Annotated in this window: 12 protein-coding genes; 6 read left to right on the top strand and 6 right to left on the bottom strand. The window is 62.1% G+C overall.

The window, feature by feature from the left end:
* Nucleotides 1–25 precede the first annotated feature (25 nt).
* The 4 genes from AF337_RS32285 to AF337_RS42870 form a co-directional block, all read right to left on the bottom strand.
* Complete coding sequence (locus AF337_RS32285; protein ID WP_049735296.1) at nt 26–3325, bottom strand: error-prone DNA polymerase; 3300 nt, start codon at nt 3323–3325, stop codon at nt 26–28.
* Nucleotides 3325–4839: a Y-family DNA polymerase gene (locus tag AF337_RS32280; protein ID WP_082336894.1), complete on the bottom strand. Its 1515-nt coding sequence runs from the start codon at nt 4837–4839 to the stop codon at nt 3325–3327. Before AF337_RS32280 ends, AF337_RS32285 begins: the two co-directional genes overlap by 1 nt.
* Nucleotides 4760–5521, bottom strand: coding sequence for an ImuA family protein (locus tag AF337_RS32275; RefSeq protein WP_049735295.1), 762 nt, complete (start codon nt 5519–5521; stop codon nt 4760–4762). The genes AF337_RS32280 and AF337_RS32275 overlap by 80 nt, the downstream gene beginning before the upstream one ends.
* Nucleotides 5522–5754: 233 nt before the next feature.
* The gene (locus AF337_RS42870; RefSeq protein WP_152971282.1) at nt 5755–5931 is read right to left on the bottom strand and encodes a hypothetical protein; all 177 of its coding nucleotides are present in this window, start codon (nt 5929–5931) and stop codon (nt 5755–5757) included.
* Nucleotides 5932–6130: 199 nt separating this feature from the next.
* Here AF337_RS42870 and ku (AF337_RS32270) point away from each other — a divergent pair, with 199 nt between their 5' ends.
* From ku (AF337_RS32270) to ligD, 3 genes are read left to right on the top strand one after another with little or no spacing between them, the layout of a single operon-like run.
* A complete protein-coding gene (gene ku, locus AF337_RS32270; RefSeq protein ID WP_049735294.1) occupies nt 6131–7027 on the top strand; it encodes a non-homologous end joining protein Ku in 897 nt (298 codons plus the stop codon).
* A gap of 15 nt (nt 7028–7042) precedes the next feature.
* Nucleotides 7043–7852 (top strand): non-homologous end joining protein Ku, encoded by an 810-nt coding sequence (gene ku, locus AF337_RS32265; protein WP_049735293.1) that lies wholly within the window; start codon nt 7043–7045, stop codon nt 7850–7852.
* Nucleotides 7849–8892 carry a non-homologous end-joining DNA ligase gene (gene ligD / locus AF337_RS32260; protein ID WP_049735292.1) on the top strand — a complete coding sequence of 348 codons (1044 nt, stop codon included), beginning with the start codon at nt 7849–7851 and terminating at the stop codon, nt 8890–8892. Before ku (AF337_RS32265) ends, ligD begins: the two co-directional genes overlap by 4 nt.
* Nucleotides 8893–9026: 134 nt before the next feature.
* Here the strand turns inward: ligD and AF337_RS32255 are convergent, their stop codons facing one another.
* Together AF337_RS32255 and AF337_RS32250 are read right to left on the bottom strand one after the other, a co-directional pair.
* Nucleotides 9027–9539: a DUF4334 domain-containing protein gene (locus tag AF337_RS32255; RefSeq protein ID WP_049735291.1), complete on the bottom strand. Its 513-nt coding sequence runs from the start codon at nt 9537–9539 to the stop codon at nt 9027–9029.
* A gap of 158 nt (nt 9540–9697) precedes the next feature.
* A complete protein-coding gene (locus AF337_RS32250; RefSeq protein ID WP_049735297.1) occupies nt 9698–10708 on the bottom strand; it encodes an extracellular catalytic domain type 1 short-chain-length polyhydroxyalkanoate depolymerase in 1011 nt (336 codons plus the stop codon).
* A 257-nt stretch (nt 10709–10965) separates the two neighbouring features.
* On the opposite strand from AF337_RS32250, the gene AF337_RS32245 reads away from it, so the two are divergent.
* The 3 genes from AF337_RS32245 to AF337_RS32230 all read left to right on the top strand — a co-directional run bounded on the left by AF337_RS32245 (nt 10966) and on the right by AF337_RS32230 (nt 13151).
* Complete coding sequence (locus tag AF337_RS32245; RefSeq protein ID WP_049735290.1) at nt 10966–11283, top strand: hypothetical protein; 318 nt, start codon at nt 10966–10968, stop codon at nt 11281–11283.
* Nucleotides 11284–11313: 30 nt separating this feature from the next.
* Nucleotides 11314–11907 carry a general stress protein gene (locus AF337_RS32240; protein WP_049735289.1) on the top strand — a complete coding sequence of 198 codons (594 nt, stop codon included), beginning with the start codon at nt 11314–11316 and terminating at the stop codon, nt 11905–11907.
* Between the two features lie 533 nt (nt 11908–12440).
* Complete coding sequence (locus AF337_RS32230; RefSeq protein WP_049735287.1) at nt 12441–13151, top strand: SOS response-associated peptidase; 711 nt, start codon at nt 12441–12443, stop codon at nt 13149–13151.
* The last annotated feature ends 36 nt before the right edge of the window (nt 13152–13187 follow it).

Here is a 13187-nt window from a genome sequence, read left to right as displayed (position 1 = left end):
ATTATGCCGAGCTTTCGATCTTGAATTACCGGAAATCTCGGGCTTTAGCGAACGCGCTCGGCATAGTCTCGGACTCGGGATAAACACCGTTATGCCGAACTCGGCATAACGGGATGAACATGTCCCTCGCCCGAACCCCCGGAGGCGCTTTTTCGCGCGAATCGGGGCTTCCGGGAGAGCCGTGAGCGAATTCGTCGCCGCGGCCGGTGGTGGCACGAAACTCGCCATCACGCCCGGCAAGCCCCGACAGATCGGCCGATAGATCGAAGAGCTGCTGGGCGACCAGGTGAACCACCTCGCCTTCTCGCTGGATCTTGCCGTTGATCGCCATCATGCTGGCGCCGAGCACCACCCGGCGCGACCGTTCGAACAGCTTCGGCCAGACGACGACATTGGCAATGCCCGTCTCGTCCTCGATGGTGATGAACATCACGCCCTTCGCCGAGCCTGGTCGCTGTCGCACCAGCACCAGGCCGGCCGCCATCAACCACTGGCCGTCGCATGCCGTCATCGTCTCGGCGCAGGTGACGATCCGGCGTTTGGTGAGATCGGTCCGCAGGAACCGCAAGGGGTGCTCCCGCAGTGTCAGCCCGATGTGACTGTAATCCTCGACGACGTTGTGCCCGTCGGTCATCTGCCGCAGCTCGACGTCCGGCTCCTGCTGCTCGGCAATGGCCCGCGCCTCGCGCTCAGTTGCGGCCGTAAACAGTGGCAGCGGCTCGTCGCGCAGCGCCTTGATCGCCCAGAGTGCATCGCGTCGCTCGAGCCGCAATGACGGCAGGAACACGTCAGCCTCGGCAAGCTCGACGAGCGACGCAACGGGCACACCCGACCGCCGCCACATGTCATCCACCGAGGCGAAGGGCTCGTCGGCGCGTGCAGCGACAATGCGTGCAGCGTCGGCGGTCGCCAGTCCGCGCACCAGGCGCATGCCAAGCCGCACCGCATGACGGTTTGTGCCCTCCACCTCCTCAAGTGTGCAATCCCACCGCGAGCGGTTGATGCAGACTGGCCGAACCTCGACGCCGTGTTTCCTCGCGTCTGCTACGATCTGCGCCGGGGCATAAAAACCCATCGGCTGCGAGTTCAACAGCGCCGCGCAGAAGACATCCGGGAAATGGCATTTGATGTAGCTGCTGGCATAGGCGATCAGCGCGAAACTGGCAGCATGGCTTTCGGGGAAACCATAGGATCCGAAGCCTTCCAACTGGCCGAAGGTGCGTTTGGCAAATTCGGGTGAATAGCCGTTGCGGATCATGCCGGAAACCAGCTTGTCCTCGAACCGGCTGACGCCGCCGGTGAACTTGAAAGTCGCCATGGATTTCCGGAGCTGATCGGCTTCGCCGCCCGTGAAACCGGCACAGACCATCGCGATCTTCATCGCCGACTCCTGGAACAAAGGCACGCCCAGCGTCCTGTGCAAGACCGCCTCCAGTTCGGGCGTCGGATACTCGACCTTCTCCTTGCCTTCGCGGCGGCGGAGATAGGGATGGACCATGTCGCCCTGGATCGGGCCGGGGCGGACGATCGCCACCTGGATGACGAGGTCGTAGAAGGTCTCCGGCTTCATCCGCGGGAGCATCGACATCTGTGCCCGGCTTTCGATCTGGAAGGTGCCAAGGGTGTCAGCCTTACAGATCATCGCATAGGTCGCCGGGTCTTCCTGCGGGATTGTGGCGAGGTCGAGATGCTGATGCTTGTGCTCGCCGATGAGGGCAAAGGCCTTGGCCATGCAGGTCAGCATGCCGAGTGCCAAGACATCGACCTTCATCATCTTGAGCGCCTCGACGTCATCCTTGTCCCATTCGATCACCTGGCGGTCGGCCATCGCCGCCGGCTCGATCGGCACGAGATGATCGAGCCTGTCATGGGTCAGGACAAATCCTCCCGGGTGTTGGCCGAGATGCCGCGGGGCTCCCATCAGCTGCTGGGCAAGCCTGAGCGTCAAGGCGAGACGACGGTCCTCCGGATTGAGACCCACGGCGCGCAGCTGCTCTTCGCCGACCGTTTCCGACCAGGACCAGATGCCGGAGGAGAGCGCCTTGATCAGGTCCTCTGGCAGGCCGAGCGCCTTGCCGACATCACGAATGGCGCCCTTGGCGCGATAGCGAGTTACCGTGGAGCAGAGGGCCGCCTTGTGGCGGCCGTAGGTCTTGTAGATCCATTGAATGACTTCCTCCCGCCGCTCGTGCTCGAAGTCGACATCGATATCAGGCGGCTCGTCGCGCTCCTGGCTCACAAAACGTTCGAAGAGCAGATCATTGGTATCCGGGTCGATCGAGGTGATGCCGAGCACGTAGCAGACTGCGGAATTCGCCGCCGATCCCCTGCCCTGGCAGAGAATTCCCTGCGATCGGGCATAGCGGACGATCGAGAACACCGTCAAAAAATAGGGGGCGTATTTCATCGTCTTGATCAGAGCGAGTTCATGGCGGATCGTCTTCTCGACATGGGCCGGCAAGCCCTCCGGGTAGCGCGACGTAACGCCCTCCCAGGTGTAATGCTCCAGCGACTGTTGCGCCGTCATGCCGGGGATCAGTGCTTCCTCAGGGTATTGATAGACGAGCTCTTCCAGCGAAAACCTGCAGCGCTCGACGATCTCCACCGTGCGTGCCAGCGCTTCCGGGTAGCGTGGGAACAGACGCGCCATTTCTTCCGGCGGTTTGATGAAGCGGTCGGCATGCCGCTCGCGCTCGAAGCCGACGTCATCGATGGTCGTGCCGGTGCGAATGCACGTGACGACATCCTGCAGCTGCCGCCGGCCGGGCTCATGAAACAGCACGTCATTGGTGACGACCGTCTTCACCCGGTGCTGCGCCGCCAGGTTTGACAGCTCGTGCAGCCGCAGCTGATCGTTCGGCCGCCGGCGCAGGCAGAGCGAGACATAGGCGCGGTCGTCGAAAATCTCGGCCATCTTTCTCAGTTGCGCGGCGCAGGCATCGTCCGGCATAGCCGGCACCAGGATGCCGATCAGGCCTTCGGAATAAAGGCTGACATCATCGAGATGCAGGATGCAGTTGGCTTTGCCGCCGCGGCCCTTGCCCAAGGTCAAAAGCCGCGTCAGCCGCGAATAGGCGGCGCGATCGGTGGGATAAACGAGGATCGACGTGCCGTCCTGTAGATCGAGCCGGCAACCGACGACCAGCCGCAGGCCGGTGGCGCGGGAAGCTTCGAGCGCCCGAACAATGCCCGCCAGGCTGTTGCGGTCGACGACGCCAAGCGCCTCGATGCCCATGAGCTTGGCGGTCGCAAAGAGTTCTTCGGCTGAGCTTGCGCCACGAAGGAAGGAGAAATGCGTTGTGACCTGCAGTTCGACGTAGCGCATCAGGCAAACACCCCATGCAGGAACCATTTGCGCGATCCGGTGTCGGCGTCCACGCCATCGCCGGAGCGGAAAATCCAGAAGCGCTCGCCGGCATCATCCTCGACGACGAAATAGTCGCGAACGGCAACCCATTCGGAGCTGCGTTGCCACCATTCCCCGAAAATCCGCTCCGGGCCGTCGGCGCGTTTCACCCGGCGCCGGTTGCCGCGCCAGGTGAAGGAGACTGGCGGATGATCGGGCAGAAGCGCGATCACCTCGATGGCTTCCGGACGCGGCAGGAGCCGAGACGGCCGCGGCCAATGCAACGGCCAAGTGGCGCCGATCTCGTCTGCCGTCGGCGCGATCCGCTGGACGCTGCGCTCGGGGACGTCGCTTGCCACCGGCGCGACACGGAAAATCCGCTGGCCGCCGCGATTGCCAAGCACGTCGATGAGCGGCGTCACATCGGTCACCTGTTCTTCGATCAGGGAGGAGGCCGACTGCACCTCGACGAGCGGTTCGGCGATGACGGCGGTCAGGCTCAGCTTCTCGATGCCGAAGCCCGGCTCGATCTTCTCGATCCGATCGCGGAAGAGTTTCGTCAGCCAGGCGATGTCGCGAACCGGCTTGGCCGTTCCGGCCCGGAGCGACTGGATTGTGTTGTCGACGCGGTGGACGATCAGATCGGCGCGCCGCACGCCAAGCCCCCGCTTCTCGAGCTCCAGGCAAAGCTGCCGCACTAGGCGGCTCACATATTTCTCGATCGTCTCCGGTGCGCCGATCGGTTCGGCAAAAGATTTTTGAACCTCGACGATATCCGCCGGCCGGATCGGATCGATCGGCTCGGCGAGCCGGCCGAACATCTGGTCGAGGCGCCGCCCGACCTCGGGCCCGAAACGCAGCGTCAGCGGCGCCCGCGGCGTCGTTGCCAGATCGCCGACAGTGGCGAAGCCGAGAGTTCTGAGGCTCGCGATGATCTCGGCCGGCAGCCGCAGCGAAGATAGCGGCAGACGATTGACCGCTTTGGCGGTCTCGCCGCGCCGGATGATGACCATCTCGCGATCCGTGGACCTTGCGAGCGCATGCGCCGCGCCCCAGGTGTCGGCGATCGCCGCGCGCGCCGCGAGACCCCGGGCGTGGAAGCGGTTGACGAAACCGGAGAGCATCAGGTCCTCGCCGCCCTGCAGGTGATCGGCGCCCTCGGTATCCATGACGATACCATCAGGGGGATCCATGGCAACAACGGGAGAATATTGCGACAAGGCCCAAAGCGTCAGCCGTTCAAGTGTCGCGAGGTCGGCCACCGGGTCGGCATCCACCATCGTCAACCCTTGGACCAGCGCCTGCGCCTTGGCGGCCGGCATGCCGACGCGCAAGCCCAGTTTGGCGGCTGCCTGGTCGGCCGCCGTAACCCATCGCTTCGATCCGCTCCTGGCGATCACCACCAGCGGCGTATCAGGATTGAGCGAAGGATCGGCGCGCCTGATCCGGTCGGTCGGCAGCGTCGGAAGAAAGACAGATACGACCCTGGCCATCACATGCTCCGATAATGAATTCTCCTCCTTCGCCTGCCCTGACCCGCATGAGTTCCGCCAGCCACCGCGCCCGCCCGACGCCCGGCACGGGAAGCGGCTCGGACGGCAGTACCGAGATCCGCCAGCGGGTTGCCGCGGCCGTCGGCATGCCGAAGTCGGAGGCTTCCGTCTGGCGCCGCCAGCGGCGGATCACCAAGCCCAATGTGCCGGACTTTTCCGCCGCAAGCTGCAGCCGGCGCGATGCCGTCATCGGTAGGCGCACCAGTTCTGCGACGACGGCGCCGAGGCCGCCATAGCGCAAAGCTTCCTCGAAGCTTGCGAGCACCGTCTCTTCCTTGTCGCATTCGACGAAGATGACGCGATCGGGATGAAGGCCGACCTGGGCGAGCGCTGGAAAGAACAGATCGAAACGGGTGAGGCACCAGACCACCTTGCCGCTGGTGCGGGCCGCTATGCCTCCGATGAAGAGGGCCGCGGCCGCGCCGTCGATCGCGCCATTGCCGCCGCCGGCGACTTCGTGCAGCGCGCCGAAGGCAAGGCCACCTCCCGGAAGCTGCGCATCGATCTCGCCAACGCCAAACGGCAGGACACTGCGACGGCGCGAACCGGCTCCTTCCAGGCTGGCGATTTTCTCGCGCAACTCGTTGAGAACGGCATGCGAAGTGACGAGGGCTGTAGTCATGATCTCCTTAGCGGTACCCGTTTTCTACTTGAGAAATGCAAATATGTTCTCTATTTGTTCTCAAAGTGAAAACGAGTCAATGCGTGCCGGACGCGCTCAAGTTGAGCGTGTTGGCGTCCTCGGCGGATTCCCTGAGCGGATTCAAGTCGATGACCGGACTGGAAATTTTTCGCACGCGACGGCGGAAGCGATCCGCGTCGGATGTTCGGACGGGTGGCGGCACGTTTGCGACGTCAATGCTTTCGGTCACCCTTGTCGCCCTGGCCGGGCTTGGCCTCATGTTTCGCGTCGCGGCGGGCGTCGGTGGAGAGCGATCGCGAAACGTCGTCGCTCTCCTTGAACCTGCCTTTCTTGTCGCGGCGGACGTAGCGTTTATCGGTGCCGGTATCGATCAGTTCACGCTTGCTCATGGCAGGACTCCTTTGGGGTTGTTCCACCCAGAAAACGCGCGCCGGCGCTAAAAGATGCATGGAATCATGGATCTAGGCAGGACTCGCAAAACGCGTAGCCAAATGGAGCTAAGTCATTGAAAAATGATTCGTTTCGACTCGGAACGATTCGCCGCCGAATCACTTGAATCGCTTGAGTTGCGTCCGGAGTGTCGGTGTCATGGCGGGTCCAAGAGCCAATTGGAAAGGTTATATCAAGTTCGGAGAAGTGTCCTGCCCGGTGGCGCTTTACACAGCGGCTTCCTCGTCGGAACGCATCGCCTTCAACACCCTCAATCGCAAGACCGGAAACCGGGTAAAACGTGAGTTCATCGATAGCGAAACCGGTGATCCGGTCGAGCGCGAGGATCAGGTCAAGGGCTATGAAGTCGAGAACGGCCAGTATGTCGTGCTCGAACCCGAGGAGGTCGCAGCCGCCGTGCCAGAGAGCGACAAGACCCTGAAGATCGACGCCTTCATCCCCTGCTCGCAGATCGACACCACCTATTTCGACAAGCCCTATTACCTGGCGCCGGACAAGATGGGCACGGATGCCTTCCTGCTGCTGCGGGACGGCATGAAGCAGGAGAAGGTCGCCGGCATCGCCCGAACCGTGCTTTTCCGCCGGTTGCGCACGGTGCTCATTCGGCCGCATGGCAAGGGCCTGATCGCCTCGACGATGAACTTCGATTATGAGGTCCGCTCGGCGGATAGGGCGTTCGAAGAGATGCCGGACCTGAAGATCGAAGGCGAAATGCTCGAGCTCGCCGAACACATCATCGGCACCAAGAAGGGCAGCTTCGACGCCAGCACCTTCGACGACCGCTATGAAGCGGCGGTCGCCGAGCTCGTGAAAGCCAAGATCGAGGGCCGTACCCTGCCGAAGAGACAAGCGCCGGTGGCGTCAAAGCCTAGCGATCTTCTGCAGGCCCTGCGCGAGAGCGCCGGTCTCGGTGCAAAGGAGACGAAGCCAAAGCGCACCGCCGCCAATGCAAACCGGGGCGCCGGCCGACAGAAAGCAGCCAAGCCCGCCGCGAAATCAAAGCCGGCCGCGGCGCCGACGCGCCGGGCAAGCTGATCGGAGGAACGTGCCATGGCCCTGCGTCCCTACTGGCGAGGCTATCTCAAACTCTCGCTCGTCACCTGCCCGGTGCAGATGATGCCGGCGACCTCCGAAAGCGAAAAGGTTCGCTTTCACACGCTCAACCGTCAGACCCAGAACCGTGTCGTCAGTCACTACGTCGACTCCGTCACCGGCAGGGCCGTCAAAGAGGAAGACGAGGTCAAAGGCTATCAGCGCGGCGAGAACGAGTATGTCATGCTGGAGGATGACGAGCTCGAGAACGTGGCGCTTGAGAGCACCAAGACGATCGACATTTCCACCTTCACGCCGCGCGACAGCATCGATTGGATCTGGCTCGACACGCCCTATTATCTCTCACCGAACGACCCAGTCGGACAGGAGGCGTTTTCAGTGATCCGAGATGCGATGGCGGCGCAGAACATGGTCGGCATCTCCCGGCTGGTGATCTCGCGCCGCGAGCGCGCCGTCATGCTCGAGCCACGCGGCAAGGGTATCGTCCTCTGGACGCTCCGCTATGGAGATGAGGTCCGCGATGAAGACAGCTATTTCGAGGCGATCGGTGAGGGAACGGCGGACTCGGAGATGATGCCTCTGGTTCGGCAGCTGATCAAAAAGCAGATGAAGGACTGGAGCCCGAAAATGGTGGCCGATCCCGTCCAGGAGCGTTTGCTCGATATCATCTCTGCCAAGAAGAAGACCTTGAAGAAGCCTGCCAAAGCCAAGGGCAAACCCGCCGCGTCGACTCCGGCGAACAACGTGGTCAATATCATGGATGCCCTGAAGAAGTCGGTCGCGGCCGAAAAGCGGGCCGGCAGATGAGCCGTCGTGCAAAACCGCTCTTGCGGGACGATTCTGTCGCCAAGTCCAAGCCGGCCCGGCCGCGCGATCCGGACCAGCCCAATCTTCCGTTCGACCCGATGCCGGAGCGGATTGAGCCGTGCCTGGCGCTCTTGAAGCCCGCTCCGCCCAAAGGACCGGATTGGGCGTTCGAGGTGAAGTGGGATGGCTATCGCCTCGCCATCCACATCGACCCGAAGGGGGTGCGGATCATCACCCGCGGCGGCCACGACTGGACGCATCGGTTTCCGGCCATCGCCGAGGGCGCGCGAAAGCTCGGCGTCGGCACCGCGATCCTCGATGGCGAGGCGGTCGTGCTCGATAAAGAAGGGCGATCGGATTTCGGGGCGCTGCAGCGTTCGCTTGGCGGCCGCGGCGGCAAGCGAACGTCGACGGAGTCCGTTTTTTTCGCGTTCGATCTTCTCTATTTCGACGGTCACGATCTGACCAACACCGAACTCTCCGTCCGCCGGCACCTGCTCGAGGACTTTCTCGATGGCGCCACCGGCGCGATCCAACTGTCGGACGAAGTCCATGGTGATGGCGCCGTGCTTCTGGAACACGCCTGCTCGATGGGGCTCGAGGGCATCATCGCCAAGCATCGCGATCGGCCCTATCGTTCCGGCCGCACCGGCGACTGGCTGAAGATCAAATGCGTCCAAAGCGAAAGCTTCATGATCGTCGGCTATGAGCGATCGAGCGTTGCGCGCAGTGGTATCGGCAGTCTGCTTCTTGCCGGCCGCAACGGGCATGACTGGGTCTATGTCGGCTCGGTCGGAACGGGGTTCAACGCCAAGAACGCCGAAGAGCTGCGCACGTCGCTCGACAAGCTCATGACCAAGCGGCCGGTCGTGCCGCTCAAGGGCAGAAATCTGGTCTTCGCCCAGCCGACATTGATCGCGGAGATCGAGTTTCGCGGATGGACCCATGACGGCAGTTTACGGCACGCCTCCTACAAAGGCCTGCGCGAGGTCCAGGACAATGCTGCGGTCTTCGACATGAGCGAAAAGCCGAGCGGCTGAAATGGACAGGGCGCTCGACCCTTGCGGGGAGCGCCCTGTCCGACCCGGACGACCGCGCGCGGCAGACAGGCTGCTCGGGCAAGCGGTCATCAAAACGGGTGGTGAACGATAGATGATGTGCGGGAGACCGGTTTTCAAGGTTCACCGACGCGCTCGAGCTCGAAGAAATAGATCCGCTCGTCGCCGCTGATCGTCATCGCTCCCATAACCCTCTCCTGATGGATCCGCCGGAAATGATCAACGATTGGCTGACGGTCGTAGACCATGGCGGCACTCTCGACGCCCCCAAACACCATGGTCCTCAGGGAAGCGACCGGCCCCCTCGCCCGAAAGCGGACCTGAAGATAGGAAGCCAGATTTCTCGCGACGCCCGTCCTGCCAAGCTTGTGGAAACGAAGCGCAATGCCGATCGGGATCCTCCATCGCGGATCAATGGGAACCAACCGCCGCTCGTCCGACCGAAACAGCAATGCATCCGCACGCATGTCCGGCGTGAAACGCTTGCCGAACCAGCCGAGATTTTCCAGGACGCCATCGAAGGGGTGCCCTGCCGGTTTGCCACGTCCCTTCCAGAGGCCGACGAGTTCGCGCGGCTCGATCGGCGGCAGGCTATGAAACTCCTCCAGGGCGGTCTGCTGTTCTCTCACTGGTAGAAATGTCCTTCTGCTTGCGCTCTCTCGCCCGCCACGTGGATTTCGAACCGCGGCGGGCCATCCGCAACGCTGCGAGCGTCGGCATCGACCAACCTCGACCGCGGATGCGAAACGGCGATCGCGACGCTGATTCAATGGGCCGGGTCACCTCTTCAGCCTTTCAGTCCCCATGTCCGCAGCAGCGTCAGCGGCGCAGAAATGCCGGCGTCGAGAATGTATGGATCGAAGCGCGCTGTTTGACCCTCCCTGGCCGAGCGGCGGACCGGTAATCCGTGTCCGAAACCCTTCAACGAATAGAACGCCACCCGGACCACATTTTTGGACCTCCATTGGGTGAGCTCACCCCAGGGCTTTAAGATCGTTCGGCCGGCATCCACGTTGATCCCGCCGACCGCGAGCCACTGGGAGACGGACGCCCGCGCGTTGGACGAGTTTACCACCCTGTCATCGGTTCCATGCCAGATGGAAATAGGCGGCCAGGTTTTTTGGTCGGGCGAGACGGTGCGAACCAGATCACCCCAGTCATCCGGCGAGCGCGTCACACCGGATTTCATTGCACGCATGGCCGACATCGCGTCCCTGGCGGCTCCCAGCGGCATGCCGGCGAAAAGTGCGGCTCCTGCAAATAGTCCGGGATATGTCGCAACCAGGGCAGAGGTAAGCGCGCCTCCCGCCGACAATCCCGCCACATAGATCCTGGAACGGTCGATCCGATGCCGGCTGCAGGTGAATTCGATCATCTGGCGCACCGACATCAGTTCGCCCCGATCGCGAGCGATCGCGCTCGGACGAAACCAATTGAAGCATCGCTGCGGGTTGTTTGCCTCAGACTGTTGCGGATAGAGGAGAACAAATCCGCATTGGCGCGCGAGCACGGAGAACCCGCTCGCGGCGTCGAAGCTTTCGGGCGTCTGGCGACATCCGTGCAATATCACCACCAGGGGTGGCTTGGCGGCCATCCGGCTGGGCACGTAGAGCTTCATGGACAGCCGTCCCGGGTTGCTGCCGAAACCCTTGACTTCGCTTAATCCTATTTTTGCAGCTGGACGCCGGGCCTTCTTGGGTCCGATCGCCGGCTGAAGCCAGTTTTTCTCCAGGATCCGACGCAGTCTCTTTTGGGATTTGCGGATTTGCGACATGGATTTCGGGAACTTGAATTTCATCAATATGTCCTTTTTGAAAACGCCCTCGACGCGTCTCCGGGCATACACCATCGTTGACAGACGGGTTTTTCTATCGATATCGCCGTCCCGATCCTGCCCACAATTGACGCTCCGAACCCCGTGCGACGGATATATGAGTTCAACGGCAAAGCGGTAAGCCAGGCGTTCAGCTATATGTTCCGGAACCTGGAACGAATAGGCTCGAGTGGGGTTTCCAGCTCACGGATCCGAGAGGTTCGACACGAGAGGAAATTCCAATGAACAAGTTCTTTTTCGCCGCCGCGCTTCTGGGCGCTTCAGCATTGTCAGCTATCGCCCAGACGGCGCCCGCAACGACAAGCGACGGCAAGACTCCGGCCATCGCAACGCCCGGATCGAACAATGCGACCGCGCCGGTGGAAGGCGCCAACAGCTTCACCGAGGGTCAGGCCAAGGACCGCATTGAAAAGGCCGGTTATACCGACGTCAAAGACCTCAAGAAGGATGACAAGGGCATCTGGATGGCGTCGGGCATGAAGGACGGCAAAGCCGTCGTGATCGCACTCGACTATCAAGGCAACATCGTCGCCAAGTGACCCCAACAAAATCCTTCAGGAGAAACGGCTATGAGAACCGTAACTGGACTTTTCGATGATTATACCGACGCAAGCTCTGCAGTCAGCGAACTTGAAGCCGCCGGCATCCCTTCCAATGACATCAGCATCGTTTCCAACAATGCCGACAATCGCCACGGTGAGCATTCGAATGCCGGCGAAGGCGCCGGTGTCGGTGCCGGCATTGGCGCGGTCGTCGGCGGCGCTAGCGGCCTTCTGACGGGCCTGGGCCTGATGGCGATTCCGGGCGTTGGTCCGGTCGTCGCAGCCGGGTGGCTGGCGGCAACGGCCGCTGGCACCGCCGCCGGTGCGGTCGCTGGCGGTGCGACAGGCGGCATCATCGGCGCGATGACGAGCTCCGGCGTCTCTGACGAAGACGCAAATTTCTATGCCGAAGGAGTTCGCAGGGGCGGTACGCTGGTCACCGCCCGGGTTCAGGACGCCCTTGTCCCAGAAGCAGAAGCAATCCTCAAGCGCTCCAACTGGGTCAACCCTGCAGCGCGTCGCGCCGCTTATGCCAAGGAGGGGTGGACCAGGTTCGACGACACGCTCGACCCCTACGGCCCGGAACAAATCGAACGCGAACGCAGTCGCTATCGACTCTGAAAGATCACCGGCGCGCGCCCCCAGGGGCACGCGCCGGACCAGCAAGCTGTTTCCACCGGTCAGGCGGGCGCTGACGTTCCCCGTTCCTCGGAAGAGCGAAAAGCCGGATCCCGCCCTGACCGATTGCCCAGGCCGCTGCGGAGCCCCGCATCTACATGATCGAAGACACGCTGAACCAGGTGGGAATGAAGGGTCCAATCTGGAGCGCCCGTCCCCGGTCCACTCGGACCCTACGGGACGCATGTCCGGAACTGCTTGAGACTGAAGTCAAATCGATGATGGAGGCCGCCCTTGCCGGCGGGCTCCCGCGCAATATTGGGATTGAACCTGTCCCGCGATTCAAGCGGCAATTTCCTTCGCCTGGGTTCCTTCGCGCCCCCTTGGAGAGTCCGATGATGGCGTCACTGGGCACGTTGGCTTTAATTGGAAACATATAGTGAAGAGTGAGCTGCGATACAGGGCTCTACTCGATATTGACGTGATTCATCGACGCCACATATCGGAACGTCTGATAACGCATACGAGAGTTCCGCATGTGTCGCCGCATATACATCGATCAATCGTTCGAAGCGATTGCGAAAAACTTCTCTTTCGCTGAGCGCGGTAACGTCGACGATTTGGGCGATCGTCTTCCACGATACAACGGATCCCCAGCCGAGGTTTATCACGTCGTCATTCAGGACCTAGAGCGGCAGCAGGTTCGGCCAAAGCCCGCCCTTGCTATCGCTCGCTGGGGCCTCGTTCCGTCATGGATGAGCCAACCGCGTCGCCAGCCGCCGGTCCTTGCGCGTCGTGAGGAGACAACCTCGAATGAACTATTCCACGATGCGTACCGGTCACGCCGTTGCCTGATTCCGGTGAGCGGCTTTTTCGAATGGGCGGATGGGCCTGATAAGAGGCAACCCTACGCTATCGCCATGAAGGACCGGTCGATGTTCGCTCTCGCAGGCATTTGGGAAGTATGGCACCACCCGGCAGGCATCGATATCCGGACCTTCGCTGTCGTCACCTGCCCTTCGAACCAGATGATATCGGCAATCCACAATCGCATGCCGGTCGTTCTACGTCGCGAGGATTACGAGCGTTGGCTGTCGCCAGTTCGAGATCCACGCGATCTCATGAAGCCCTTCGCCGCCGTGAAGTTGACGATGTGTCCAATTGCGCGCCGCGTCACCACTGTCAGAAACGCCGGGCCTGATATCCTGAGTCGAGTTGATCTCAACGCAGCACAGGTTGCGCAATAGATAAATTGCTTGGAGCGACGGACCGCCGCGCCGCCA

The sequence above is a fragment of the Rhizobium ecuadorense genome (assembly GCF_001187535.1).
GTDB lineage: Bacteria > Pseudomonadota > Alphaproteobacteria > Rhizobiales > Rhizobiaceae > Rhizobium > Rhizobium ecuadorense.
This window is presented reverse-complemented; position numbering and strand designations above follow the sequence as displayed.

Coding starts and splice junctions, on each gene's coding strand:
- ligD (WP_049735292.1), top strand. CDS start 7,849: ATGAGCCGTCGTGCAAAACCGCTCTTGCGGGACGATTCTGTCGCCAAG.
- AF337_RS32285 (WP_049735296.1), bottom strand. CDS start 3,325: ATGCGCTACGTCGAACTGCAGGTCACAACGCATTTCTCCTTCCTTCGT.
- AF337_RS32280 (WP_082336894.1), bottom strand. CDS start 4,839: ATGGCCAGGGTCGTATCTGTCTTTCTTCCGACGCTGCCGACCGACCGG.
- AF337_RS32240 (WP_049735289.1), top strand. CDS start 11,314: ATGAGAACCGTAACTGGACTTTTCGATGATTATACCGACGCAAGCTCT.
- AF337_RS42870 (WP_152971282.1), bottom strand. CDS start 5,931: ATGAGCAAGCGTGAACTGATCGATACCGGCACCGATAAACGCTACGTC.
- AF337_RS32275 (WP_049735295.1), bottom strand. CDS start 5,521: ATGACTACAGCCCTCGTCACTTCGCATGCCGTTCTCAACGAGTTGCGC.
- AF337_RS32250 (WP_049735297.1), bottom strand. CDS start 10,708: ATGAAATTCAAGTTCCCGAAATCCATGTCGCAAATCCGCAAATCCCAA.
- AF337_RS32245 (WP_049735290.1), top strand. CDS start 10,966: ATGAACAAGTTCTTTTTCGCCGCCGCGCTTCTGGGCGCTTCAGCATTG.
- AF337_RS32230 (WP_049735287.1), top strand. CDS start 12,441: ATGTGTCGCCGCATATACATCGATCAATCGTTCGAAGCGATTGCGAAA.
- ku (WP_049735294.1), top strand. CDS start 6,131: ATGGCGGGTCCAAGAGCCAATTGGAAAGGTTATATCAAGTTCGGAGAA.
- ku (WP_049735293.1), top strand. CDS start 7,043: ATGGCCCTGCGTCCCTACTGGCGAGGCTATCTCAAACTCTCGCTCGTC.